This is a genomic window from Desulfovibrio sp. OH1186_COT-070 (genome assembly GCF_003860215.1).
Lineage (GTDB): Bacteria > Desulfobacterota > Desulfovibrionia > Desulfovibrionales > Desulfovibrionaceae > Desulfovibrio.
Genome location: NZ_RQYH01000020.1, coordinates 1 through 23,333 on the forward strand (window position 1 = coordinate 1; position 23,333 = coordinate 23,333).

Below are 23,333 nucleotides of genomic sequence, written 5' to 3' on the forward strand. Positions count from 1 at the left end.
TCACAAATATCGTGTCGTCGATGTGCGCGCATAGCTTCTCCTGTCATGCAGGAAGAGGTGTTATCATACTATTCATAGTTTGACGACACTATCTAGAGCACGTATTATTCGCAGCGCGGTTGAGGGCGATATCGTATGGCTGCACGTCCATTCGGTGAATGATGAAAAGGATCGCGGCGAGGCTGTTCTTGATGTTTTTCGCGTGAAAGATGGTAAAATTGTGGAACATTGGGATGTTATTCAGGCCGTGCCGGAAACGGCGGAAAACAGCAACACCATGTTCTAACGCCGGAACGGGCTGTATATGATAAGGCAAATCGGTGTTGCGCTCGCCCGCAAGCTGGCTGAGGTAAAAACTGCCGCATTCAACGGCCCCCTGGAATGACTGCTGAACTCTGACCGATGCTGAAAAAAGTCTTCGCCGATCTGTCGGCAACAATGGGTTTTACGGGCTGTGTGTTGAAGATGACGGGCAGGTGGCAGGAACGTGCTTGGGCGGTTAGAACTGTTTTGCGATGGGATGCACATTTCAATGTACAAGAGCTTTGCATCGCTCCGGCGTTTCAACGAAAAAGGTTCGGGGCGATGCTGCTTGAAGAACTGAAACGGCGCTTGCCCGAAAAGGGCATTGTCAAAATACTCCTGATAACCGTCAACAATCCGTCCATATTGGATTTTTACCGCAATAACGGTTTTGAACCACTAACGGACGTGACCATTCTCGGTATGGAAATATCGTGAAGGCACCCAACAAGGCGAATGTATGAAAATCGTCATCATAGGCGCTACCGGCTTTGTCGGTACGAATATAGTGAAAGAGGCTGTAGAGCGGGGGCACCAGGTTCTGGCTCTTGCCCGCAATCCGCAAAAAATCACGCCGTCCGAAGCCGTCACGGCTGCGCGCGTTGATGTAAACGACAGTCAGGCACTGGCCGAGGCTATACGCGGCTATGACGTGGTAGTACATACCTTTGCCGCTCCCCGTTCGGACTCCGTGGAAGAACCCATAGCCAGGCAGACGGACGGCACCAAAAGCATTATCAGGGCCGTCAAGCAGACAGGCATACAGCGGCTGATTGCCGTGGGTGGCGCCGGTACCGCCGAGGTCGCGCCCGGAGTGCCGCTGATGAACAGCTACCTCTTTCCGCCCGAATATGAGGGCGGCGCACGGTCAACGTCGGTGATAAAAGATTTGCTGCAAAAAGAGGATTCGTTTGACTGGGTGTTCATCTCCCCGCCGAACTTTCTCGAAGACGGGGAGCGTACCGGCAAATACCGCACCGGCAAGGACAATCTTGTCATTGAGCTTGCCACCGGGCGCAGCTACATGAGCGTTGCGGATTACGCCGTCGCCATGCTGGATGAAATCGAAACGCCCAGGCATCACCGGCAACGGTTTACCGTAGGAACATGATTGTGTTCAGGTCGTGCCGTCAATTGGCTATCTGTATTTGTACCTATTGTTATTCCCGCAATATAAGAAGAATGAACGGTACCAACACATAGACGCCATGACATATCAGACAGGTTGTGGGAATTGTTGAAACCTCATTTGCCAGAGTGTAAAGGGGAAAGAGGCAGCAGTCAGAACATGGGGCGCACAAAAGGGGGCCAACTCAAAGATACATCTTGCCGTGGATGCGCATGGTATGCCGGTCAGAATGGCTATCACGTCGGGTACCGTTACGAATCACAGGCTGGATGTGTATGGCGGGGTTTGGGTTTTTTGAGCGCCCGCTCAGGCAAGGTCTGCATCCGCAGGACGGCGCTCCCAGAAAATGCGCCCTTTCTTGCGATGTCTGCGCAGCAGAACGTATGCGCTGCCCAAGCCACCGTCATGCGGCCTTGCGGTGCAGAAGGCCAGCACCACACGCTTGCAGGGTTCCTGAGTCAGCCACATTTGCAGCTTGGTCCGCAAAATTCCCATACCGTCCGGCGAGTTTCGCCCACGGCCGGGCACAATGAGCACAGTACGCAAACCCTTGTGCCACGCGTGACGCATGAAATCCCTCAGCGCCTCAAAAGCCTGGGCAACTGTCAGACCGTGCAAATCCAGATGCGCCTCGGGACTCAAGGCTCCTGCCCGCAGCTTGTTCATGACCATCGGGTCAAGGCCCACCACATGCCCTTCAAAATATTCGTCGGAGCAGGAAAGAGCAAACTCCAGTTTGCCGTCCAGCAGTTCCTGCAATGACAGCGCCCCCTCACGGGGTGACGGCCGCTGCTCCGGAACAGGGGTGACATCCCTGCCCTTTCCGGCCAACGGCTGCACACGGCCCACGCTCCGGAAAAAAATTTCGGCATCGCGCTCCGCCGGGGCGACGGACGGCAAAGAATGGGTATTTTGTTTGTCGTTCAAGACGGCTCCCTCCCACCGTGCGGGCAAAGACCGTTTTTCGAACAAAAGCCGTGTGCTCCCAGAAATGATTTTTTTGTCCAGAGCACACTGCTCTCCCAGCAGAAATCCCGATGTTTTTCCGGGCTTTCTGCCGCCCATGCGCTCCACTACCTGGAAAAAAAGTTCCGCATCCCTGTCGGCATGCGGTTCCTTTTCAGGCAGACAATGCTCTGCCCGGATACCCTCTTTCGCCCGATTCTTCTGCCCGGAAAATCCGGCTCCGGCCAAAAGGCGAAAAGGAGCATTGTCGAAAAAATCAGCCATGACAGCACCAACTCAGGCCAGCCGTGCGCACGAAAAACGCCACAGCAATGCTGTGGCGCAGTCCGGCACTTGCAAGGTTATTGCGCGCCCGGTGAGGGCTTTTCCTGGCTGCTTTCGCCGCCGGGGGGTGTTACAGGCGGTATTGCAGGCATGGAGTCTTCAATCTTGACGTCCAAAATGGCGGACTCTCCCCCGGACCGGGAACTGGAAACATATGTATAGCTCAACGAGGTAATGACAAAAATAACCGCCATCAGTGTTGTCAGCTTGGCAAGGATGCCCCCGGCTCCACCACTGCCGAAAACGGAACTGTTGCCCCCGCCGAAGATCACGCCCATGCCTTCCTTGCCAGCCTGCAACAGGACAAGGATAACAAGCAGTACACATACAATGATATGCAGAGTGAGAATGAGTGTCTGCACAAATTCCTCCTTGCGGCCCTGTGCGGTCGGGCTGGCTCTTTCGTCGAGAGCGCTCTGCAAAAAGCTCCCCGGCAAAAAACAGTATGGTCAAGCCGACTTGCAGCCGTGTCGCGCGGGCACAAACCCTCCGACAGCGATCCAAGTCAGGCACTGACAATTTGCAAAAAACTTTGCGGGTCTAAAGACGCTCCCCCTACCAGAAGTCCGTCCACATTGTCAAGGTGAACAATCGCCCCGGCATTGGCGGGCTTTACACTGCCGCCATAGAGAACCGGAATACGGCTTTCCCCCGCAAAACTTTCGAGAAGGCGGCGCACTACCGCGTGGGCTTCCGCCACTTCGGCCGTCCCGGCTACCTTGCCTGTGCCGATGGCCCACACCGGTTCGTATGCCACCGCAAAACGTCCGGCCAGAGAAGCAGCGTCAAGCTTTCCGGCGGCGGAAAAAACTGCGCCCAACTGCCTCTCAAGCACTTCGGTCAGTTTTCCAGCCTCGCGCTCTTCAAGCGTTTCGCCAATGCACAGCATGACCCGCAGGCCATGCTCCAGGGCAAACAGAACCTTTTGCGCCACCAGAGCATCCGCTTCCCCCATGATGTGCCGCCGCTCGGAATGCCCCGCCAGCACCCATTGCGCACCGGCATCGCGCAGCATCTCCACGGAAATTTCTCCGGTAAACGCACCTTCTGTTCCAGGATAAAAATTCTGACCGCCGACAGAGAGGGAAGGGTGCCCGGAAAATACCTGCGCCACAGCGGCGATGGCCGTTGCCGGAGGAAACACCAGCACAGAGCGCCCGGACAATCCCTGAGGTGGCAGAGCCTGTATCATGCTGCGCGCCCAGCTTTCCGCCTGCTCGCGCGTTTTGTACATCTTCCAGTTGGCAGCAAGAAGTTTTTGCATCAGGAAAACCCTTTCTCCACCGTTGCAGTGCAATGCGCGCCACGCGCATTTTGCGGCCAGACGCCGCCGGGTACCAAAGCCTTTGCCGACACAGTCCTCCACCTTACCGGAGAGAGCACACATAGATGTGCGCGTCCGTACCGTCGGCGTAATACTTGCGACGTATGCCTTCATACCGGAATCCGCAGGCAAGATAAAGACTGACCGCGGGGACGTTGTCGCTGCGGACTTCCAGAAATGCCTTTTCCATACCCAGTTTGCGGGCCAAGCGCAAGACCACGCGGGTCAAACGTCGGCCATGCCCGCGACGGCGCTCTTGCGGCAATACGGCAAGATTGAGTATTTCTATCTCGCGCGCCACATGGTACAGCGAAATATATCCCGCCAGCGCAGAGCCCCGAAACACGCCAAAGGCCGCAAAAGACTCCTGCCCCAATGCGGCGGCGCACTGCTCTTCCGACCAAGGCAAGGAAAAACACCAACGCTCTACCTGATGCATGCGCGCGGCGTCAGCAGACACAAGGCGCGCAATGGAGACACACATGGCACTGAACCTCTACCCGGCGCTGAAGGAAAATATCCTGGAGGTGATGGACGACGACAATACCCCACTGTGCCTCATGCCCGATCAGACAGTCATGCGCCAGAAACTGCGCCACAGGCGTGTCGCCCTGCTCCTTGGGGAGCGCACGGGAAAATACCTTCTTACATACCGGAATGCTGACGGATGGGGCCTGTCGTCCGTGGATGTGCTGCCTGCCGGCCGCTCCTGCATCCACCGGGCGGAAGAGCTTCTCCTGCGTGACTGGAGCCATGAAGGACGCCTCCGGCGGTACGGAACCCTGCCCGCCTGCCCGGAAACCGGTTTTGCCATTGTCGAGGTCTTCGGGGCGAAGCTTCCCGCATCACTGACCGGTTTCGCCCTCCGCACACCGGACAGGCACATGCTGGCGGATCCGCAGGAGCTGCATGGGCTGGACGCCCACTTTGGCGACCTGCTTTCTCCGTTATTGCGCATGACCATCCAGACATTTCTGCATTCAGCGTGTGGGGGCAAGCAGAGCTAACGCCTCCGCGTGCAGCCGTCCGTTGGTCGCCAGAAGCGTTTCGCCAAACCGCACGGGGTTTCCGTCCAGATTGCTTGCCGTGCCGCCGGCTTCCTCCACAAGCAGCACGCCTGCGGTAAAATCCCAGGGTTTGAGCCCTTCCTCATAAAAAATGTCCAGCCTGCCGCACGCCACATAGGCCAAATCCACCGAGGCCGCGCCCATGCGGCGTACCCCCTGTGCTCTGGGCAGGACACGCTGCAATCTTTCAAGAATACGCTCAAGCTTTCCGGTAAAATCGTACGGAAATCCCGTTCCCACAAGAGCATTTTCCAGGGCGGCGGCTGTGCTCACCGCAAGGGGAAGGCCGTTGCAGTGCGCCCCCATGCCCCGCGCTGCGCTGTAACACTCGCCCATCAGGGGCACATTGACCACGCCCAGTTCCACACGCCCCCCGGCCCACAGGGCAACGGACGTGCCCACCAGCGGGATATGGTGGACAAAATTCGTTGTGCCGTCCACCGGGTCAATGATCCAGCACAGGCCTTGCGGCTCATCTGCCTCCTGGCTGCTCTCCTCTGCAAGAAAAGCGGCTTCCGGCAGCAAGGCTCCCAGTTTTTCCTTCAGAAAGGCCTCGACGGCAAGGTCTGTCCGGGTGACAAGATCAATACGCCCCTTGTACCGCACGTCAGGGGGCTGCTCCCAGTGTTCGCGCACAATGTCGCCGCTACGGCGCACAATATCCACGCACTCATGCAGAAGGGACGCGGGATCAAACATATTGTTCCTAATTGATGAAGACCGAATGATACAACTGCCGGTCAAGCATGGCACGGGCCGTCCCGCGCAGGACAGTCGTGAGCGGCTCCCTGTCCACAACGACCTTGAGGCCCGTTGCCTGGGAGATAAAAGTATCCAGGCCCTTGAGCAGCGCTCCTCCCCCGGCCATCAGCATGCCGTTGCGGTGGATGTCCGCCGCCAGTTCCGGCGGGGTTTTTTCCAAAGCCCGCAACACAACATCAAGGATCGCCTGAACCGGCTCCCGCAGGGCTTCGCGCACATGCCCTTCTGTAAGCTTGATGACGCGTGGCGCTCCGCGCACCCTGTCCTTGCCGGAAACCTCCAGCACAGGCGCATTGGGCTGGGGCACTGCGGAACCGAGAATTTTTTTCACGTTTTCCGCAGTATTGTCCCCCACTTCCAAACGGAAAACATCACGGATATACCGCTGGACGGCAAGATTCATGGCGTCCCCGGCAACACGCACGGATTGGGAGTTGGCAACCCCCGAAAGGGTGATGACAGCGACTTCACTGGTGCCGCCTCCGATATCCAGCACAAGATTGCCCAGCGGCTCGTGAATGGGCAGATCCGCACCAAGGGCCGCTGCCATGGGTTCCTCCACCATGGAAACGCTGGAGGCTCCGGCCAGGAGTGCAGAGTCGATGACCGCACGTTTTTCCACCTGCGTGATGCCTGTGGGAATACAAATGACCATGGACGGCTTGACCAGACGCAGCCCCGTGATGGCCTTGCGGACAAAATAGGCTATCATTTCACGGGTTACGTCAAAATCCGCAATAACGCCGTCTTTCATGGGCCGGACAGCCCGGATGCGCTGCGGGGTACGGCCAAGATATTCCTTGGCCGCTGTGCCTACGGCCAGTACGGCGTTTTTCTGGGTGTCGATGGCCACCACCGAGGGCTCGTTGATGGCAATGCCGTGGGCGCGCGTATACAAAAGCGTATTGGCAGTGCCAAGATCCATGGCAATGTCTTTGGAGAGAAAGCGGAAAAAACGCCGAAAAAACATGGTCAGCAGTCTTTTGCCGAAGGTACGGGTGTGGCCGCGTCAGGATCGTGCGGGTGCGGCCCGTCACGGTGGATGCGCGCCTTGGGGAGCATATTGCGCAAGCGCATTTTCAGATAAAGATTCTCCAGAAAAAGCGCCAGTTGCTCCACGGACTGTTGCACAAAGCTGCGCATGGACTCATCAATATGGCGCGGGCTGGTATGCGCAAGGCAAAGAACCCCTCTGGTGCTCTTGTTCACCACCACAGGCACACAGACCGCCGCCTGAAAATCGGCCATGTCGGGCAGCTTGCCAAAAAGCACGGGAGAAGGAGAACCGTCCTCCCCTTCTGCCCAGACCGGCTGGTCATTGCGGAAGACCCAGCCCGCAATGCCGCTCCCCATGGGCAAAACAAGGGGCGCATCGCCGGAAAGAAGAAGCTTTGTCGATTCGCTTTCGATACAGTAGCTTTCTCCGGGAGAGTCCACCGAGGCGAAGGCCGCATAGTCGAAACCTGTGGCATCCACCACAACGCGCAGATAGTCGTGCAAAAACTGGGGCCAGCGTTTGTAGCGCAGGCGCAATTCCTGCACCATGCCCAGAGCGACAAAATAGCGGGGGATATCTCCGGAAAATTCCTGGCGGCTCATGGCTCCCTGCTGGCGCGCCGCCAGGTCGGCAAACATTTGCAGGAGCTTGTGATCCTTGTCGGAAAAGGAATACTGGCGCTTGCTGTCCACGCACAGCGCCCCGCCCGTGGGCAGGGGATATCCCATGAAGGCCTTGATGTGCGTCTCTTCCCCCTCGGCATAGTACCCGAGATTGCGCTGACGCTGATCAACATTGGGCAGAAGCAACGGCTGCCGGTTGCTGATGATCCAGCCCACAAGGCTGCCCGGCGCAACAATGCCGGGCACAATCTCGTCGCCAAGGCTGAAAGAGGCGGCAAGCCGGTATTCATCATTTTTCCCCGTGGGCAAAAAAAGAACGGCGGAATACGCGTCGAAAACACTGCATACAATTTTAACCAGGTAATTTTCAATGAAATTTGTGGTCATAGCGCAGGGGGTTTACGGCTGAGGCCATACAGGGACGCCGCGTGCGGCACATGCTTTTGTACCAAAGCGGAAGATGCGCCGCAATGTTTTTTGCTTGCGGGCAGCAACAGGCGCGGACGCATGCCGGGCATCACGGGTACACCATGAAATAAAATACCAGAGGGGCGATGAGAAGCCGGTATACGGCAAAAGGAACCAGTGTCATGCGCCCCACAAGAGCGACAAAGGCCTTGACCGCCAGCAGGGCCGAAACAAACGAGCCTGCCATGCCCACCAGAAAAAAGGGAATGTCGGCGGAAGAAAAGAGAGTCCAGCTTTTCCACAGATCGTAGGCGGTGGCGGCCACCATGATGGGAACTGCGGCGACAAAAGAATATTCTGCTGCCAGGGGGCGCTTTGCGCCCAGCAGCATCCCCCCCATGATGGTGGCGGCCGAACGGGAAAATCCCGGCCACAGGGCAAGACACTGAAAGCAGCCGATGCCCAGCGCCAGGCGCGGAGTGATTTCATCAAGGCTCATGCAGGTGGCGCGCATCTTCCGGCGCTCCACAAAAATCATGCACACGGCCCCGACAACCAGGGCGATGAGAACCGTCATCGGCTGAAAAAGGTGATTTTTTATGAAGGAGTGCAGAACCAGCCCAAGAATGCAGGCGGGCAGGGACGTAAGAGCCAGAAGAAAAATGCCGCGCATCCCGGCAAAGCGGACATACGGTTGCGGCCGCAACAGGCCGTAAAATCTTTTCCGGTACAGCACAACCACAGCCAGGATGGCGCCCAGTTGGATGACAACTTCAAAGGATGCCGCTTTTTCTCCCACAAAACCAAGCAGGTTTCCCGCCAGAATCAGATGCCCCGAGGAAGAAACCGGCAGAAACTCCGTCAGCCCCTCCACAATGCTCAAAAGAAGGGCCACAAACAGATTGTCCATAACAGCCTCGCCGTTTGGCCCGGAGCGCGTGCACAACGTGCAGTGCCTGTGCTCCGGTTGCAAAAAAGTGGCGCAATGCCTATATCACAGGCATCCAACTTCTCCCGGCGTCCGGCGGAAGCAGGGCTGCGGCAGGCGCACAACCGCAGCCATCGATCCGCATGCCGGAATCAGGGTGAACCATATGTCGACAATCATGCCGCAAGGCGAACTCGTCCGCAAGGCTGTGGCCTTTATTGCCGAACAGAGAGAACAGCACTCCGAAAAAAGCCTTACCTGCCTGCTGGATGAAGCGGGCATGCGCTTTAACCTGCCCCCTCTGGATGCCGCAGCCATCGAGCGGCTGTTCCAGAAAAAAGACAGCGCATGACGCAGCATCCGGTCAGTTGACGCTGCTCCCGTTGGGCACACTGTCCACAGTCAAAATCTTCTGGCAGGTATCGTCCCCCGCAGTCAGCACCATCCCCTCCGAAACAAGACCACGAATCTTGCGGGGGGCAAAATTCAGCACCGCGCAGACCTGCCTGCCCACCAGGTCTTCCGGCGCATACCACGCGGCGATTCCGGAAAGAATCTGCCGGGGAGTCCCCTCACCGAAATCAATTTCCAGCCGCAAAATCCTGTCGGCTTGGGGATGCTTTCCTGCGGTCAGCACTGTCCCCACACGCACGTCCAGAGCAGAAAAATGGTCAAAGTCCGCCTGTGCCTTTGCGGGAACGGCAGGTACTTTCGCGTCATCCACGGCTTTTGCTTCCTTGCCCCTCTCCTTGTTGCCTGCAGAGTTTTTTTTCCTCTCCTCCTTTTTTACCTCAATACGCGGAAAGAGGTTGGAGGTCACAGCCAGAGACGCTCCCGGTTCAAGCCCTGAAAAGGTTTCCGCTTCAACGGAAAAATCCACAAAACGGAGAAAGCCTTCTTCCGCCGACTGCCCCAGTTGTTCAAGCATTGTTTGCGCAGTAGCGGGCATGACGGGCCAGAGGCACAGGGCAACTTTGCGCATGGCCGTCAAAAGCACATGCAGCACGGTGGACAGACGCTCTGTATCTCCCTTCTTGTGCAGAGCCCAGGGGGCCTGTGCGTCCACATATTTGTTCAGCGCCCTCACCAGTTCCCACAGGGATTCAAGGCCTTGGGAAAACTGCACCGCAGCGAACGTCTGGGCAAAGTTGTGCATGACTGTGGCGCATAGTTCGGCAACAGATCTGTCGTCATCTTCCAGAACATGGGGCGAAGGAACACGGCTGTCACAGTACTTGGCGGCCATGGACAGCACACGGCTGAAAAGGTTGCCCAGATCATTGGCAAGGTCGGCATTGATGCGCACGACAAGCGCGTCTTCGGAAAAACCGGCGTCCGCCCCGAAGTGCATCTCGCGCAGCAAAAAATAACGGAAAGCGTCTGTGCCGAATCTCCGGCATATCTCACCGGGATCAATAACATTGCCCAGCGACTTGGACATTTTGGCATCCCGTACCAGCCAGTAGCCATGCACATCCAGATGCGTGAACAGCGGCAAACCCGCGGACTTGAGCATGGCAGGCCAGAATACCGCATGGGGCTTCAGAATGTCCTTGGCAACCAGATGCTCCCCTGGCCAAAAACGCCCAAAGTCTTCGCCATCGGGCCAGCCCAGGGCGCTGATGTAGTTGATGAGCGCGTCAAACCATACGTAGCAGACATAGTCGGCGTCAAAGGGCAGTTCGATGCCCCAGGACAGACGGGACTTGGGCCGGGAAATGCACAGATCCTCCAGAGCGCCGGATTCCAGCATGGCCAGAACTTCATTGCGATAACGCTCGGGACGGATGAAAGACGGATTTTTTTCAATATGCTCTGCAAGCCACGGCAGATATTTTGACATCCGGAAAAAATAGTTCTTCTCGCAGATAAATTCCGGCTTTGTCAGATGCTGTGGGCAAAGACCGTCGTCATTCAGCTCTTTTTCCGTATAAAAACGCTCGCATCCATAGCAATAGTGACCACCAAACTCGCCAAAGTAAATATCGCCCCGGTCATACACCCTTTGCAAAAAAGCCTGCACCGTCCTGACGTGTTGCAGATCGGTGGTGCGCACAAAGCGGTCATGGGCAACGCCGAGCACCGGCCAGAGATTCCGGAACCGGGCGCTGACTTCGTCCACAAAGGCTTGCGGGCTTTGGTTGTTTCCGGCAGCAGCCTGAACAATCTTGTCGCCGTGCTCGTCCGTTCCTGTCAGAAAAAACGTTTCTTCGCCAAGAAGCCTGTGGTAGCGGGCCAGAACATCGGCGACAATGGTGGTATAGGCATGCCCGAGATGCGGGCTGGCATTGACGTAATAAATGGGCGTGGTAACAAAAAAATTTTTCACACATGCTCCGTGAGTAGTCTTCTGATTCCGGCAAAGTGCCTTTCTGTCGCATGCGGGCGCACAGGCCCGGCTTCGGAGAAGCAGGCGGCCCGGAGCCGGAATCAGCCGCTTGCGGGCCTTTGCGGTTTTCGGCGTCCTTTCTTTCGGCTTCTGCCGGATCCGGTTTCCCTTTCCGGGCTGCCCCCCGGCTCTCTGGCTGCAAAAAGTGCACCCGAAGCCTGGGGCGTTTCCTCCTCCGCGCCTATCAGGTCAACCTGCTCCAAGGTATCCGGCGCAGCAAAAACGCAGAGCAGACCTTCTCCGGATGCCTGGGGAGCCTGCCGCACGGGCGCAGGCCCCGGTGGAGCTTCCGGCCTGTGTGGCGAGAGGGCCTGCCAGTCTTCAAGAGTCAGCTCCAGCATATCGCCGTTTTCGGCAAGCACCGAGAGGGAGTTGCGAAAAATATTGGCGCGCAGAACCTTCATCACCCCCCTGGTTGTCTGGTATTTTTTGCCCAAGCGGGGGCAGGAGCGGTGAAAATGGTCGTAGTTCTCCTGCTCGTAGGACAGGCAGCAGAGAAGACGCCCGCAAATTCCGGAAATTTTGGCAGGGTTGAGAAAAAGATTCTGTTCTTTGGCCATGCGGGTGGTGACCGGCACAAACTTCTGCAAATAGCGCCGACAGCAGCAGACCATGCCACAGTTTCCTACAGCCCCCACCATCTGTGTTTCGTGGCGTACCCCGATCTGGCGCAGTTCGATGCGGGCGCGGTATTCACGCACCAGATCCTTGACCAGATCACGAAAATCAATGCGTGACGGAGCGGTAAAATAGAAAACAAGCTTGCTGCGGTCAAAGTACACCTCGACATCAACCAACTTCATTTCCAGTTGCCGTTCAAGAATGCGATCCCGACAAAAATGGCGCGCCTCGTCCGCCAGACGCTCGTTGGCCTCACCCTGTTGCAGGGCCTGGGCATCAGCCTTGTGCAGAATGCACGGCAGATTGCCTCCCGCGTGCGCAGAGGATACAGGCATCGGCCCGGAAACGACCTCTGCCAGTGCTTTTCCCTGATCCTCCTCCACCAGCACCCTGTCGCCGGGAGCCAGACCAGGAGGCCCGGAGTGGAGCTTCGTCTGTCCGAACGGTTTGCGGCGAAGGCCATAGATGAATACTGATGTCACGACAGCACCCTGCTTGCGGTAAAGTTTTTCTTTTTGTCCATAAATCCCCGGCTGTCAATGGACGGGCAAAGCCGCCCTTGCCTTTGCTGCCGCGCTGCCGTACATTTGCGGCATGGGGAGGATACGGTCATGATCCAGCGTACAGAAGCCCTGCACCTGCTTGCGGAACAGGAAACTCCACCCGGCCTTTTGCAGCATGCTCTGGATACGGAAGCCGTCATGCGCGCCCTGGCCGGACATTTTGGCGAAGATCAAGACCTGTGGGGACTCACGGGGCTGCTGCACGATCTGGACTATCCGCAAACGGCAGAAAATCCTGCAATGCACGGGATTGAAGCGGCAAACGCGCTTTCCGGGCTTTTGCCCGAAGACGCGCTGTCCGCCATTCGGGCGCACAATGCGGAACATAACGGCTCCCTGCCCTCCACACGCCTTGACTACGCGCTTCGCTGCGGTGAAACGGTCACAGGGCTTGTCAGCGCCGCGGTTCTCGTCCGTCCCACGGGATTTGAAGGGCTGACCTCCAAAAGTATCAGAAAAAAAATGAAGGATAAAGCCTTCGCAGCCAGCGTGCAGCGGGACAACATCCGGCAATGCGCTGAAGCGGGGCTGGATTTGGACGCGTTTCTGGCTCTGACCATTGATGCCATGAAAACCAGGGCCGCAGATCATGGCCCGGTCAACCCGGAATAGGAATATTTTTCATGCAACAGTGTACTCTCCAGTCAGGCATACGCACCCTCGGCCCCTGCAAGCTCGACTCCGGCCTTCCCTACCGCACCTGGGCCGACAACAAGACCATACAGGTATTTGTTGACGAAGAAATCATGGAAGATGTCGAGGCGCCCTTCAGCCTCTGTTTCGAGGCCGCGGGGCCGCGCAGAAAACTCTATTTTGATTCTTCCCGCGCCAAATGCGCCATCGTGACCTGCGGCGGGCTGTGCCCGGGCATCAACGACGTGATCCGCGCCATTGTCATGGAGGCCTTTCATGCCTACAGGGTGCCCTGTATTCTGGGCATACCGTACGGTCTTGAAGGCTTCATTCCCCGTTACGGGCACAGCATCCGCGAGTTGACTCCCTCGACAGTGGCCGACATCCATCGCTTCGGCGGTACCGTGCTCGGCTCCTCACGCGGACCGCAGTCCGCAGAAGAAATCGTGGACACGCTGGAACGCAACAATGTCAATGTTCTTTTTGTGATCGGCGGCGACGGCACCATGAAAGCCGCTCTTGCCATCAGTGAGGAGGTGCAGACGCGCGGACTCAAGCTCTCCATTATCGGCATTCCCAAAACCATTGACAATGACATCAATTTCATTCCCCAGTCTTTCGGCTTCGAAACCGCGGTTTTCAAGGCCACCGAGGCCATTGAATGCGCCCACACGGAAGCCTGCGGCGCGCCCAACGGCATCGGTCTGGTAAAGCTCATGGGGCGGGAATCGGGCTTTATCGCGGCACGAGCCGCCCTTGCCCTCAAGGAAGTCAATTTTGTGCTCATTCCCGAAGCGCCCTTTGCCCTGGAGGGTCCGGGAGGCCTTCTGCCCGCCCTTGAGGAGCGCCTCCGGTCGCGGGGGCATGCCGTCATCGTGACTGCGGAGGGGGCCGGGCAACACCTGCTTGCCCAGCAAAGCGGCACGGACGCATCGGGCAATCCGGTGCTGGGCGATGTGGCTGATCTTTTGCGCACGTCGATAGCCGCTTACCTCAAGGGCAGAGGCATTGACCATTCCATCAAATATATCGACCCAAGCTATATCATCCGATCGGTGGCTGCCAACGCCAATGACAAGGTATACTGCGGTTTTCTGGGACAGTACGCGGTTCATGCCGCCATGGCTGGCCGTACAGACATGGTGGTGGGCAAAATACAGGACCGCTATGTGCACCTGCCGCTGGAAATGATTACCCGCAAACGGCGCAAGCTCAACATCTATTCGGACTTGTGGCGCGCGGTGCTGGAGTCCACCGGGCAGGGCATGCTTGCCGGCATGCTGCCCCCTGAGCCCGCCCGGTGATTGCGCTCGCCTGCACTGCCGTTCCTTGCCGGAGTGCGCGCAGCCAAGGCGGATATTGCGCTGTTGCAGATTTGTTCCGAAAGGCAAGCCATGTCTTCTCTTCTTCAGGTCAAAGCTTCGGCAGGTTCGGGAAAAACCTTTGAACTGACACGCCGTTTTTTGCAGCATATCGTGCGGTGCGAAGAACGCAGCCCCCGCTCGCCTGTCTGCCTGTCCTCCTCCGGAGGAGGACAGGCTTGGGGAGACATTCTGGCCATCACATTCACCAATGCCGCGGCCACAGAAATGCGGGATCGCGTTGTCGGGCAACTGAAGCGCGCCGCGCTGGGAAGCCCTGCACCCGGCCTTGATCTTTCCCCGGAGCACGGCAGGCTCTGGACAGACACCATTGTGCGCGACATGAGCGCGCTGAATATCCGCACCATCGACAGCCTGCTGCATCTTGTCGCGCGCACCGCCGCCCTGGATCTGGATCTGCCTCCGGACTTCCAACCGGTCTTTGCCACCGAAGAAGCCCTGACCCCCTATCTTGACCTTCTTTTTGAGCGCTCCCGGCATGACGAAAGCATGCGCACCGTGCTGCGCAGCGCCTTCACAGCCCTGGCCCACCGCGACACCGATACGGGATTTCTGGCAGGCGAAAAGCTGCTTGACCAGTTACGCCCTCTTTTTGATGCGGCCCTGCGGGAAGAGTTGGATGACCTCAGCTCTCCTGAAAAATTGCGCCAACGGCAGGAGGCCCTTTGCCGTCAGGCCATGCATGATGCCAACCATCTGCTGCGCATTGCAGAAAAACATGATCTTCCGTGGCAAAAAAAAGCTCTGGCGGCAGTGACCGCCGCCGCAAAGGGAGAGCACAAAAATTCCGCATATTTTTCCAAGGAAGCAGCTGAACAGCTGTTTCTGAAAAGGGCATCCATTCAAGACGATGTTCAGGAGGCTTTCCAAGCACTTGCGGCCTCCCAGCGGGACATGCAAAATGAAGTCCCCCTCCTGAAAAACGCACTGTGGCTTCACCCCTGCATACAACTCGCGCGGCTTCTGGCAGAGGCTTTCAAGGCCAATCGCCAGCAGGAGTCCGGCATTCCTGGGATGCTCGTTCCGCGCCTGGTCAGGCAGATTCTCGAAAGTGAGCACGGTGTGCCCACTGCCCTCTGCCGCATGGGCGTCCGGCTTACGCATTTTCTTGTAGACGAATTTCAGGACACCAGCCGCGAACACTGGACAGCCCTGCGCCCTCTTGTGGAGGAAGCTCTGGCTCACGGAGGTTCGCTGACCTGGGTCGGCGATGTGAAGCAGTCCATCTACAGTTGGCGTGGAGGGGATGCCGAACTTTTTGACAGCGTTTTTGATGACGCGCGCCTGACAGCCCTTGCTCCGCGTCCCCAGCGCCACGTGCTGCCCTCCAACTGGCGCAGCCGCCGTGAAATTGTGGAGTACAACAACCGCCTTTTCGGGCAACTGGACCAGAAAGACACAGCCCTGGCCGCCCTCACGGCCATGCTCCCCGGCCAGTTCCCGCAAGATCTTCTCCTGCAGGCTGCAAAAAGTCTGGCCCACGCCTTTTCCGAGGCGCGGCAAGGCTGCCCTGATACGACTCCGGACGGCGGCACTGTGCGCACAGAGCAGATTCGGGCCGAAAAAAGCACGGATCTGGGTGAGGCCGTTCTGGAGCGTCTTTGCGCCCTGCTACGCGACATTGCCCCGGAACGCCCGTGGGCGGACGTGCTCATTCTTGTGCGCAGCAACGCCAAGGCATCGCTGATCGCTTCACGACTGGCCGCAGAGCGCATCCCTGTGGTCACGGAAAACAGCCTGCGCCTTGCCGAGCATCCTCTGGTTGTGCAGACTGTGGCGCTGCTCTCTTTTCTGGACAATCCGGGGGACGACATCGCCTTTCTTGCCGTCATTGCGGGCTCCATTTTTCGCCAACATCCGGAAGCGCAGGAGCTTGCCGACACAAATCTGGAAGACTGGGCCGCAAGTCCGGGCACAGGCCCTCTGTTCCGGCGTTTCTGCCAACGCTGGCCTGCCGTCTGGCAGAGCCTGCTTGCCCCATTCCACAGCCATGCGGGACTCATGACGCCGTACGATATGGTTCTCGAATGGTTTTCCCGCCTTGATGTGGAGGCCCGCTTTCCCGAGGCGGACACGTTTTTGCGCCGGTTCATGGAAGTTCTGTACAGCGCCGAAGAAAAGGGGCAGGGCACTCTGGCCACATTCCTCGATCACTGGCACTCCAAAAGCAACGAAGAAAAAGTCCCCATGCCGGATCATATGGATGCCGTGCGCGTCATGACCATCCACAAGGCAAAAGGGTTGGAAGCCCCGGTTGTCATTGTGCCGTGGACGGACTTCCGCGCCCAGCCCTCCTCCTCTCCGGTCGTACTGGAGCGCGAAGGGCTGCGCATGGCTGTTCATAACAGAAAAGAAACCGGCACTGCCTATTTTGCAGAGATGATCCGGCAGGCTAAGGAATGCATCCACCTCCTCTATGTGGCATGCACCAGAGCCAGAGAAGCCCTGTATGTTTTTTGTACGGCAACGGACGGCAATAATGCCACAGCCAGCCAGGCTCTGGAACTGCTTTTGGAAAACGCCGAACTCCCCTTTGATCCAATGCCTCCTTCTGGTGGCAGAGAAGCACCCGATGCACCGGACGAACCAAAACCCCACCCCAAAGCGAACCCTGCCGCCCGGCCGTTTGACGCCTCTTGGCGTCCCATGGACTGGCTGCCGCGCCTGAAGATTTTTCGCAGCCCCCTGCGCGCCCTTGCCCGAGGCCGAACGCCACACGCATACGGAGCGCAGGGGCAAGAGCCATTTTTCAGCCCTGAAGAAAGGGGGCTTTTTTTCCACTTCTGCCTGGAGCATGTGCACTGCACAGGCGATGCCTGCGCGGATGCGCATGCTGCCGTGATCTTTGGCGTACGCCACTTTCCCCTGCCTGTGCCCGCAAGCGCGGCCGAAAGGTTGACCCGTTCTCTGGAATGGTTTCTTGCCCAGCCGCAAACCGCGCTCTGGCTGGAAAACGGCTGGCCCGAGCATCCGCTTCTGGATGCGGCGGGAAATCTGCTGCGCGTGGACATGCTTGTGCCGGAGCCTTGGGGCCCCCTCATTCTGGAATACAAGAGCGGTCAGCCAGACCCCGCCCACATTGCCCAGATCCGCAACTACCTTCTCTGCCATGACGCGGCCAAAAAAACGCTGTCCCCTCCGGCCAAGGGTCTGCTCGTCTATCTTGACCTGCAAAAATTCCAGATGGTGGACGCAGAGTCCGTTTCTGCGCTCTGCGACCACTGTTCCGTACCGCTGCCTCGGGAGGTGCGGCAATAATGCCTTCGCCTTTTCTGCTTTTTCCGTGGCAAAGAGACTTTTTGCCTGATCTGAAGGACTTTCTGAATATCCTGACCAGCGGCCAGCCGGGACGCGCTCTGGTGATTGTGCCCCACAACCGCCCGTGGCGCTATCTCAGCAAGCTCTACGCGGCAGACGGACATACGGGGCTGCTGCCGAAGCTCATGCCCCTTGACGCCCTGATCACAGCCTGGCGCGCCTGCACAGCGTCTGCAGCCGTGCAGACTGCCAACCAGCTTGACCGCATTGCCCTGCTGCGCCAGTGCGTCAGCGACCTGACGACAACAGATGCCGATCTGGCGGCGCGCTTTGCCGGTATGGACACCGCGCTTTTTCTGCCCTGGGGTTTTCGCCTGGCGTCCCTGCTGGAAGAAATGCTGACCCAGAATGTGCGGCCCACCGATATGCACCATGCGGAGCATGAGGTGGCAGCACCCGCCGCGGCTCTGCTGGGAGCTTTGGGGCGCATTGCCACCGCCTATCAGGAAGGTCTGCACCAGAAAGGCTGGACAACGCCCGGCCTGGACAGGCATGTGCTGGCCCACGATACCGCCCCCGTTCCCGCCCGCTTTCTCCCGACAGAAAACCGGCCTGTGGTGATTGCAGGCTTTTCTCTGGTCACCGGCAGCGAAGAGCTTATTCTGCGCCGCCTCTGGCAAGCAGGAGCGCATGTGTGCCTGCATACGGATCCGCAACTGGCGCAAGGAACAGGGCACTGGGCCTGTGACGGGCAGGCTGCCTGGATCCGCCGCTGGAAAGCCCGTGCACGCGCGGCCCTTGACCTTTCTGTGGCAGAGGCCGCGCACAGTCCGGAAATCTCCTTTTTTTCCGGCTACGACTGCCACTCGCAGCTCAAGGCCCTGCGCCGCGCCCTGTCTGAACCCGTGCCGTCCGGATCTTCCGCCAACCCTCCGTCTTCCGTAGTGGTACTGACAAACAATTCCCTGCTCATGCCGGTTCTGCACCACCTTCCCGACAGGGAGGTAAACGTCTCCATGGGCTACCCCCTGGCGCGGTCGCCCCTCAACCGGCTTCTGGAAGCCCTGCTGCAAATGCAGACCAACAGCGTGGAAGACGGACTGTACTACTGGCGCGATATTCTCCAATGCCTGCGACACCCTTACTGGGGCATGCTGCGTGTGGACACCGGGGGCGGAGAACCTGTTTTTCTGCGCCGGACGCTGCGCCGCCTGGAAAAAGCGATTCTTGCCGGAACGCGCTTTCAGGATCTGGATACGGTGCTTGAGCAAGTCCCGGACCTGCCTCTGCCGGAGCAAAAACTGCTACGTCGGACAATGGATGCCTTTGTCCGGAAGCCGGAGGCGGCCCGCACCCTGGACGACATGGCGGACTGCCTGAACGAAATATGTTCTGTCCTGTATGACCACGGAGCGGATATCTGGCGGCGCTTTCCGCTTGATGCCGAAGGCATATACCGGCTCGCGCTCCATATAACGCCCCAACTGCGGCAGAACAGCCTGGCCCGGATCCCCTTTCCCCGGCAGACGCTGTACGGCATTGTGCGCCATATCCTGCATGCGGAACGCATTCCCTTTGAAGCGGATCCCCTCACAGGCCTCCAAGTGCTCGGCATGCTGGAAACTCGCATGCTCCGCTTTGACCATGTGCATATTGTCGACGCCACTGACGACAACCTGCCCGGAAACGCCGCGCCGGATCCCCTCCTGCCCGATCCCCTCCGCCAGATGCTCGGCCTTCCCGATTCCCACAGCCGCGAACGCGCTGCGGCCCATACCCTGTACCGCCTGTGTGCAGGAGCCCAAAAGGTGCGCTTTTACTGGCAGGAGGGAATCCGGCGTTCCTCCCTGTTTGACGAAAAAAAATCTCGCAGCCGCTTTGTGGAACAGCTGATCTGGGAAGAAGAAAAAAAACAAGGAACACTGCTTGAACCCGGCAAAGGTTCTTTTGCAACCGCGGCCTGTACTGTTCACGCTTTTTCCCCGCCGACCGGAAACCTTGCCCGTGGACCGGGCCTGGCGCACAAAGTCCGCACATTTTTGCAAGGCGATCTTTCTGCCACAGCTCTCGACGTGTACCTGCAATGCCCCTTGCGTTTTGCCCGCCACTATCTCTGTGGCCTGCGCCAGCCAGGGGAGGTCAACGAGGGGGATGATCCGCCCGCTGTGGGCATATGCATTCACAAGACCCTGTATTCCCTCTATGCTCCCTACAAAGGCAAGACTGTCTGCCGGGGGAACATCAGTCCCCGTGATCTGCACACGGCTTTCCGAAAGGCCGTGCAGGAGCAGGAATTGCAAAAAAAACTGCCCCCCGCCAGTTTTCTCATGCTGGAAGAAGCCGCTCCCCTGCGCTTGCAGAATTTTCTGGACAAGCAGCCGGAAGGGGCGCTCATTCTTGACTTGGAAGCCCCCCTCACGGCTTCCCTGCTTCTGGCCGGTCGCCGCTATTCTTTCAAGGGCGTTATGGATCGATTGGATCAGCGCTCCGGTCGTGTGTACATTCTTGACTACAAGACCGGGCACATCAAGCCGTATGACCACACGCTCTGGACAGACCTGGATTTTTTTCAGCGGGTATCGGACTTGTGGAAACAGTGGGCACCCGACAGCATGCCGGATGCCGAAAAATATGCAGAACTGGAAGCTCTTTTTGACGCGCTGCGCCCCCGTCTGCCCAGCCTGCAACTGCCGTGTTACCTTGCCATGGCCGCTGCCGCAGGCATCGGCCCTCTGGAAGACGCCGCGCTGGTTGACCTGCGCTCTTCCGGCGAGGAAAAACTTCTCTTTGGCGGCCTTGTGGACAAAGACCTTGAAAAGGCGCTGGACTATTGCAATCTGGCGCTGGCGCTGGTGTTGCGACATATGGAGTTCGCGCCGTCCTTTCTTGCCAAGCGCGACAGGCATTGCACATGGTGCCCCTATGCCGCGCTGTGCGCTGTGTAGAGCAAGGAAGAATGCCTGCGCCGCAGGCAAAAACGCCTTTGACCGCGCATGCGGAACGGCATTTTTTTCTTGACGAAAAAGCACGGCATGCTCTACAAAGCATGCCGTGCCACACCAGGAAAAACGGGACTGGCAGGTGTGCCGGGATGGTGGAATTGGTAGACGCAGCGGACTCAAAATCCGCCGGGGGCAACCCCTTGCGAGTTCAAGTCTCGCTCCCGGTACCAGAATGATTTCAATCCCCTTGTGTCATTCCCGCAAAATCTGGAATGACACGGCATTTACATGACATGCGCAAGGCATTTGCCGGCTGGATGCGTATGTTGAGAATGTTCAAACCCCGCGCATGATTGATGACGATGCGCGGGGTTTTGCGTGTGTATGCGGTTGACCGCCACAAGAGAGCTGCCCATTTTGTCTTGACAGTACGGGGCTTGTGCTTATCTGGAAGCAGGGGAAACGCCGTGCCGCCCCAGCGAAGCACTTTCGCAAATCTCCGGCAGGCAGATTTGCCCGCGCGCAGACAGCCTGTGATACAGAAATTCCCGCAGGCCGCTTCAGGAGGAAACATGCACCGCCGCCATCCGTACCACCCGTATGAATCTGCAAACCTGCCCGGTGATGAAGAAGAAAATATTGTTTTCCGGGATGCGGAACCAGACGCTCCCGACCAGGCGCGAGCCGCAGAGGAGATGGCAGAACCCTTTCCTGAGGCGGAAGCGCAGGAACCGCTGTTTGGGCAGGACAGTCTGCGGGAGTTGGAAGAACGGCATCGGGCAGAAATGGCGGAACTGCATCTGCGCTCCGCTGCGGAAATGGACAATTTCAAAAAACGCCTGGCCCGCGAGCATGAAGAAAAAATGCGTTTTGCCGCAGAAAAGGTGCTCGGCGACCTCCTGCCCACGCTGGACAATTTTGATCTGGCCCTGCAGTACGGCAGCAAGGATGACGCCTGCAAAGACATGCTTCAGGGCTTGGCAGTAACCCGCAAGCTCATGCTTGAGGCTGTAGCCAGGCACGGGCTGAAGCCTGTGGGCGAAGAAGGTCAGGAGTTTGACCCCGCCGTCCATGAGGCAGTGGGGTTTGAGGCGCATTCGGACTATGCGCCGCAATCCGTGGCCCGCGTTCTCCAGTCCGGCTACAGGCTCAACGACCGTCTGCTGCGGCCCGCCAAGGTAATGGTGACGCCGTAAGCGCATGCGCTCACGGCGTCAGGAAGAAGTGCCCTTCGCACCGCACGGTCTGTTGCTGTGTTTTGGCCCTACTTGGGAATGTCCCCTCCGGGCACAAAGTGCCGTACGGCAAACTCCACAAACTTGTCATACTCCGCCCTGGCTTTGGCAGGATAGGTGAATTCCAGGGTATAGCATTCGCTGGGGCCGTAAAAGCATTTGATATAGCGGATCTTCCCATCCTCCGCATATCCGGAAAGCGCAAACCAGCATCCCTTGCGGTCAAGCTTTTCATACGTCACCTGCTTCAGAGATTCCCTGGCCTCGCTCATGGCATCCTCAATGGAGAGCTCGAAGGTGGCAGGGTCCATACCGCCATAGGCAAGCATGGTCAGCCCCTTGCCGTCCTTGACTGTGATACCGTCGCCATTGTCCGACTCCACAACGCTGTATTTGCCGGGAAGCCACTGGAGGGAAAACCCGTACCGGGAATTGGCGTAGGAAGGAGCCTTGGGATCATGGGGCACATCTTCCGCCCGGGGCACACTGGCACACAGCAGTATGAGGACAAGGCACAAGCCAAACGCCGCGCTTCTTCCTGTTTTCATCTTTTTCTCCCGAGATCTGGCACAGCGATCTTCACTGCGCCATCCCGCTTTTTGCTCATTGCAAAAAAAGCGTACACGCACCGCCATCCTGACCGCAGGCCGCATATACCTGTTTTGCCGAAAAGTGCACGGTCTTCAGCCCTTACAGGCGATCTTTCTCTGCGTGTCATTGCTCTGGGCGCGGGCAGGAAAATCCCGTCCGCGCCCAGACAACATCCGCCCTTGTGCGTCCGCACGGCAGACACGCATGCCAAACTTCCGAAGAAATCGAAAAAAATTCTTCGGGTTAGCTCTACATGGAGGTCAACAGTTCCATGTCATCGCTGGAAAGCAGCCGATCCAGATCAAGCATGATCAACAGGCGATCGGCCAGCTTGCCCACGCCGCTGATGTACTCGGAATCGACCCCGGCAACCACCGGCGGCGGCGGTTCCACCGTGCTGGCTGGTATGCGCAGAACCTCCGACACGGCATCCACCACAAATCCCACCACAATATTGGTGATTTCAATGACAATAATGCGCGTATTCTTGTCGTGCGCCTTGGGCTTCAGGCCAAAACGCCGCCGCAGGTCAATGATCGGGATCACCTTGCCGCGCAGATTGATGACGCCTTCCACAAACTCTGGGGCGCGCGGCACCTTGGTGATTTCCATACTGCGAATAATTTCCTGAACTTTCAGGATATTCACGCCGAATTCTTCGTCACCGATGCTGAACGTCACCAGTTGCAGCAGTTCGTCTTCCTGTTTTTTTTGACTCAAATCCATAAGCAGCTCTCCTTCCGGAACAGTGTGCGCCAACGCCCGGCAGATCCCCGTACGGCCACTACCGGCACGCGCGCGATCCCCCGCTGCAAAATCTTATCGGCGCCCCCCCCAAAAACCATAGGCCCGGTCTTTGCGTTGCAGGTGCATGCGCCCATATACCAG

The 23,333-nt window shown here is 58.1% G+C and carries 22 protein-coding genes, 1 tRNA gene and 1 pseudogene; 12 read left to right on the forward strand and 12 right to left on the reverse strand.

Going from position 1 to position 23,333, the window contains the following annotated elements:
* Positions 1-79: 79 nt before the first annotated feature.
* From EII23_RS07690 to EII23_RS13630, 4 genes and pseudogenes are all read left to right on the forward strand, one after another.
* Positions 80-286 carry a hypothetical protein gene (locus EII23_RS07690; RefSeq protein WP_221620376.1) on the forward strand — a complete coding sequence of 69 codons (207 nt, stop codon included), beginning with the start codon at positions 80-82 and terminating at the stop codon, positions 284-286.
* 116 nt (positions 287-402) lie between these two features.
* Positions 403-741, forward strand: a complete 339-nt coding sequence (locus EII23_RS07695; protein WP_124792809.1) for an N-acetyltransferase — start codon at positions 403-405, stop codon at positions 739-741.
* Between the two features lie 22 nt (positions 742-763).
* Positions 764-1,414, forward strand: coding sequence for an NAD(P)-dependent oxidoreductase (locus EII23_RS07700; protein ID WP_124792810.1), 651 nt, complete (start codon positions 764-766; stop codon positions 1,412-1,414).
* 168 nt (positions 1,415-1,582) lie between these two features.
* Positions 1,583-1,682, forward strand: a pseudogene (locus EII23_RS13630) (IS5/IS1182 family transposase); the annotation flags it as partial.
* A gap of 56 nt (positions 1,683-1,738) precedes the next feature.
* On the opposite strand, the gene EII23_RS07705 reads toward EII23_RS13630, so the two are convergent.
* From EII23_RS07705 to rimI, 4 genes are all read right to left on the reverse strand, one after another.
* Positions 1,739-2,662 carry a Smr/MutS family protein gene (locus EII23_RS07705; RefSeq protein WP_124792811.1) on the reverse strand — a complete coding sequence of 308 codons (924 nt, stop codon included), beginning with the start codon at positions 2,660-2,662 and terminating at the stop codon, positions 1,739-1,741.
* A 77-nt stretch (positions 2,663-2,739) separates the two neighbouring features.
* A complete protein-coding gene (gene secG / locus EII23_RS07710; RefSeq protein WP_124792812.1) occupies positions 2,740-3,084 on the reverse strand; it encodes a preprotein translocase subunit SecG in 345 nt (114 codons plus the stop codon).
* A 143-nt stretch (positions 3,085-3,227) separates the two neighbouring features.
* Entirely contained in the window at positions 3,228-3,986 is a 759-nt protein-coding gene (gene tpiA, locus EII23_RS07715) for a triose-phosphate isomerase (protein ID WP_124792813.1), read from the reverse strand.
* 103 nt (positions 3,987-4,089) lie between these two features.
* A complete protein-coding gene (gene rimI, locus EII23_RS07720) occupies positions 4,090-4,530 on the reverse strand; it encodes a ribosomal protein S18-alanine N-acetyltransferase (protein WP_260424640.1) in 441 nt (146 codons plus the stop codon).
* Between rimI and EII23_RS07725 the strand changes: the two genes are divergently transcribed.
* The gene (locus EII23_RS07725; RefSeq protein WP_124792814.1) at positions 4,529-5,053 is read left to right on the forward strand and encodes an NUDIX hydrolase; all 525 of its coding nucleotides are present in this window, start codon (positions 4,529-4,531) and stop codon (positions 5,051-5,053) included. The two genes, rimI and EII23_RS07725, sit on opposite strands and share 2 nt — an antisense overlap.
* Here the strand turns inward: EII23_RS07725 and EII23_RS07730 are convergent.
* The 4 genes from EII23_RS07730 to EII23_RS07745 all read right to left on the reverse strand — a co-directional run bounded on the left by EII23_RS07730 (position 5,027) and on the right by EII23_RS07745 (position 8,813).
* Positions 5,027-5,812 carry an inositol monophosphatase family protein gene (locus EII23_RS07730; RefSeq protein WP_124792815.1) on the reverse strand — a complete coding sequence of 262 codons (786 nt, stop codon included), beginning with the start codon at positions 5,810-5,812 and terminating at the stop codon, positions 5,027-5,029. The two genes, EII23_RS07725 and EII23_RS07730, sit on opposite strands and share 27 nt — an antisense overlap.
* A gap of 7 nt (positions 5,813-5,819) precedes the next feature.
* Positions 5,820-6,845 carry a rod shape-determining protein gene (locus EII23_RS07735; protein ID WP_124792816.1) on the reverse strand — a complete coding sequence of 342 codons (1,026 nt, stop codon included), beginning with the start codon at positions 6,843-6,845 and terminating at the stop codon, positions 5,820-5,822.
* Between the two features lie 2 nt (positions 6,846-6,847).
* Entirely contained in the window at positions 6,848-7,882 is a 1,035-nt protein-coding gene (locus EII23_RS07740) for a GAF domain-containing protein (RefSeq protein WP_124792817.1), read from the reverse strand.
* A gap of 130 nt (positions 7,883-8,012) precedes the next feature.
* Complete coding sequence (locus EII23_RS07745) at positions 8,013-8,813, reverse strand: undecaprenyl-diphosphate phosphatase (protein WP_124792818.1); 801 nt, start codon at positions 8,811-8,813, stop codon at positions 8,013-8,015.
* A 184-nt stretch (positions 8,814-8,997) separates the two neighbouring features.
* Between EII23_RS07745 and EII23_RS07750 the strand changes: the two genes are divergently transcribed.
* Entirely contained in the window at positions 8,998-9,183 is a 186-nt protein-coding gene (locus tag EII23_RS07750) for a hypothetical protein (RefSeq protein ID WP_124792819.1), read from the forward strand.
* Positions 9,184-9,195: 12 nt separating this feature from the next.
* Here the strand turns inward: EII23_RS07750 and metG are convergent, their stop codons facing one another.
* Positions 9,196-11,160 carry a methionine--tRNA ligase gene (gene metG / locus EII23_RS07755; protein WP_124792820.1) on the reverse strand — a complete coding sequence of 655 codons (1,965 nt, stop codon included), beginning with the start codon at positions 11,158-11,160 and terminating at the stop codon, positions 9,196-9,198.
* 101 nt (positions 11,161-11,261) lie between these two features.
* Positions 11,262-12,323, reverse strand: coding sequence for a regulatory iron-sulfur-containing complex subunit RicT (locus EII23_RS07760; RefSeq protein WP_260424641.1), 1,062 nt, complete (start codon positions 12,321-12,323; stop codon positions 11,262-11,264).
* Between the two features lie 129 nt (positions 12,324-12,452).
* Between EII23_RS07760 and EII23_RS07765 the strand changes: the two genes are divergently transcribed.
* The 6 genes from EII23_RS07765 to EII23_RS07790 all read left to right on the forward strand — a co-directional run bounded on the left by EII23_RS07765 (position 12,453) and on the right by EII23_RS07790 (position 21,815).
* Positions 12,453-13,016 carry an HDIG domain-containing metalloprotein gene (locus tag EII23_RS07765; RefSeq protein ID WP_124792821.1) on the forward strand — a complete coding sequence of 188 codons (564 nt, stop codon included), beginning with the start codon at positions 12,453-12,455 and terminating at the stop codon, positions 13,014-13,016.
* Positions 13,017-13,027: 11 nt separating this feature from the next.
* Positions 13,028-14,341 (forward strand): ATP-dependent 6-phosphofructokinase, encoded by a 1,314-nt coding sequence (locus tag EII23_RS07770; RefSeq protein WP_124792822.1) that lies wholly within the window; start codon positions 13,028-13,030, stop codon positions 14,339-14,341.
* Between the two features lie 90 nt (positions 14,342-14,431).
* On the forward strand, positions 14,432-17,677 hold the full coding sequence (locus tag EII23_RS07775; RefSeq protein WP_124792823.1) for an exodeoxyribonuclease V subunit beta: 3,246 nt from the start codon (positions 14,432-14,434) through the stop codon (positions 17,675-17,677).
* Between the two features lie 41 nt (positions 17,678-17,718).
* On the forward strand, positions 17,719-20,622 hold the full coding sequence (locus EII23_RS07780; protein ID WP_260424642.1) for a PD-(D/E)XK nuclease family protein: 2,904 nt from the start codon (positions 17,719-17,721) through the stop codon (positions 20,620-20,622).
* A gap of 140 nt (positions 20,623-20,762) precedes the next feature.
* A tRNA-Leu gene (locus EII23_RS07785) sits at positions 20,763-20,849 on the forward strand.
* Positions 20,850-21,191: 342 nt separating this feature from the next.
* A complete protein-coding gene (locus tag EII23_RS07790) occupies positions 21,192-21,815 on the forward strand; it encodes a nucleotide exchange factor GrpE (protein WP_124792825.1) in 624 nt (207 codons plus the stop codon).
* Between the two features lie 68 nt (positions 21,816-21,883).
* Here the strand turns inward: EII23_RS07790 and EII23_RS07795 are convergent, their stop codons facing one another.
* Entirely contained in the window at positions 21,884-22,402 is a 519-nt protein-coding gene (locus EII23_RS07795; RefSeq protein ID WP_124792826.1) for a hypothetical protein, read from the reverse strand.
* 292 nt (positions 22,403-22,694) lie between these two features.
* Positions 22,695-23,171 (reverse strand): chemotaxis protein CheW, encoded by a 477-nt coding sequence (locus tag EII23_RS07800; protein ID WP_124792827.1) that lies wholly within the window; start codon positions 23,169-23,171, stop codon positions 22,695-22,697.
* Between the last annotated feature and the right edge of the window lie 162 nt (positions 23,172-23,333).

Bases quoted from the DNA above. Each gene is read 5' to 3' on its own strand.
- EII23_RS07695 (WP_124792809.1), top strand. From the start codon at position 403: ATGCTGAAAAAAGTCTTCGCCGATCTGTCGGCAACAATGGGTTTTACG.
- EII23_RS07700 (WP_124792810.1), top strand. From the start codon at position 764: ATGAAAATCGTCATCATAGGCGCTACCGGCTTTGTCGGTACGAATATA.
- EII23_RS07705 (WP_124792811.1), bottom strand. From the start codon at position 2,662: ATGGCTGATTTTTTCGACAATGCTCCTTTTCGCCTTTTGGCCGGAGCC.
- tpiA (WP_124792813.1), bottom strand. From the start codon at position 3,986: ATGCAAAAACTTCTTGCTGCCAACTGGAAGATGTACAAAACGCGCGAG.
- EII23_RS07725 (WP_124792814.1), top strand. From the start codon at position 4,529: ATGGCACTGAACCTCTACCCGGCGCTGAAGGAAAATATCCTGGAGGTG.
- rimI (WP_260424640.1), bottom strand. From the start codon at position 4,530: ATGTGTGTCTCCATTGCGCGCCTTGTGTCTGCTGACGCCGCGCGCATG.
- EII23_RS07730 (WP_124792815.1), bottom strand. From the start codon at position 5,812: ATGTTTGATCCCGCGTCCCTTCTGCATGAGTGCGTGGATATTGTGCGC.
- EII23_RS07735 (WP_124792816.1), bottom strand. From the start codon at position 6,845: ATGTTTTTTCGGCGTTTTTTCCGCTTTCTCTCCAAAGACATTGCCATG.
- EII23_RS07740 (WP_124792817.1), bottom strand. From the start codon at position 7,882: ATGACCACAAATTTCATTGAAAATTACCTGGTTAAAATTGTATGCAGT.
- EII23_RS07745 (WP_124792818.1), bottom strand. From the start codon at position 8,813: ATGGACAATCTGTTTGTGGCCCTTCTTTTGAGCATTGTGGAGGGGCTG.
- EII23_RS07750 (WP_124792819.1), top strand. From the start codon at position 8,998: ATGTCGACAATCATGCCGCAAGGCGAACTCGTCCGCAAGGCTGTGGCC.
- EII23_RS07765 (WP_124792821.1), top strand. From the start codon at position 12,453: ATGATCCAGCGTACAGAAGCCCTGCACCTGCTTGCGGAACAGGAAACT.
- EII23_RS07770 (WP_124792822.1), top strand. From the start codon at position 13,028: ATGCAACAGTGTACTCTCCAGTCAGGCATACGCACCCTCGGCCCCTGC.
- EII23_RS07775 (WP_124792823.1), top strand. From the start codon at position 14,432: ATGTCTTCTCTTCTTCAGGTCAAAGCTTCGGCAGGTTCGGGAAAAACC.
- EII23_RS07790 (WP_124792825.1), top strand. From the start codon at position 21,192: ATGCACCGCCGCCATCCGTACCACCCGTATGAATCTGCAAACCTGCCC.
- EII23_RS07795 (WP_124792826.1), bottom strand. From the start codon at position 22,402: ATGAAAACAGGAAGAAGCGCGGCGTTTGGCTTGTGCCTTGTCCTCATA.
- EII23_RS07800 (WP_124792827.1), bottom strand. From the start codon at position 23,171: ATGGATTTGAGTCAAAAAAAACAGGAAGACGAACTGCTGCAACTGGTG.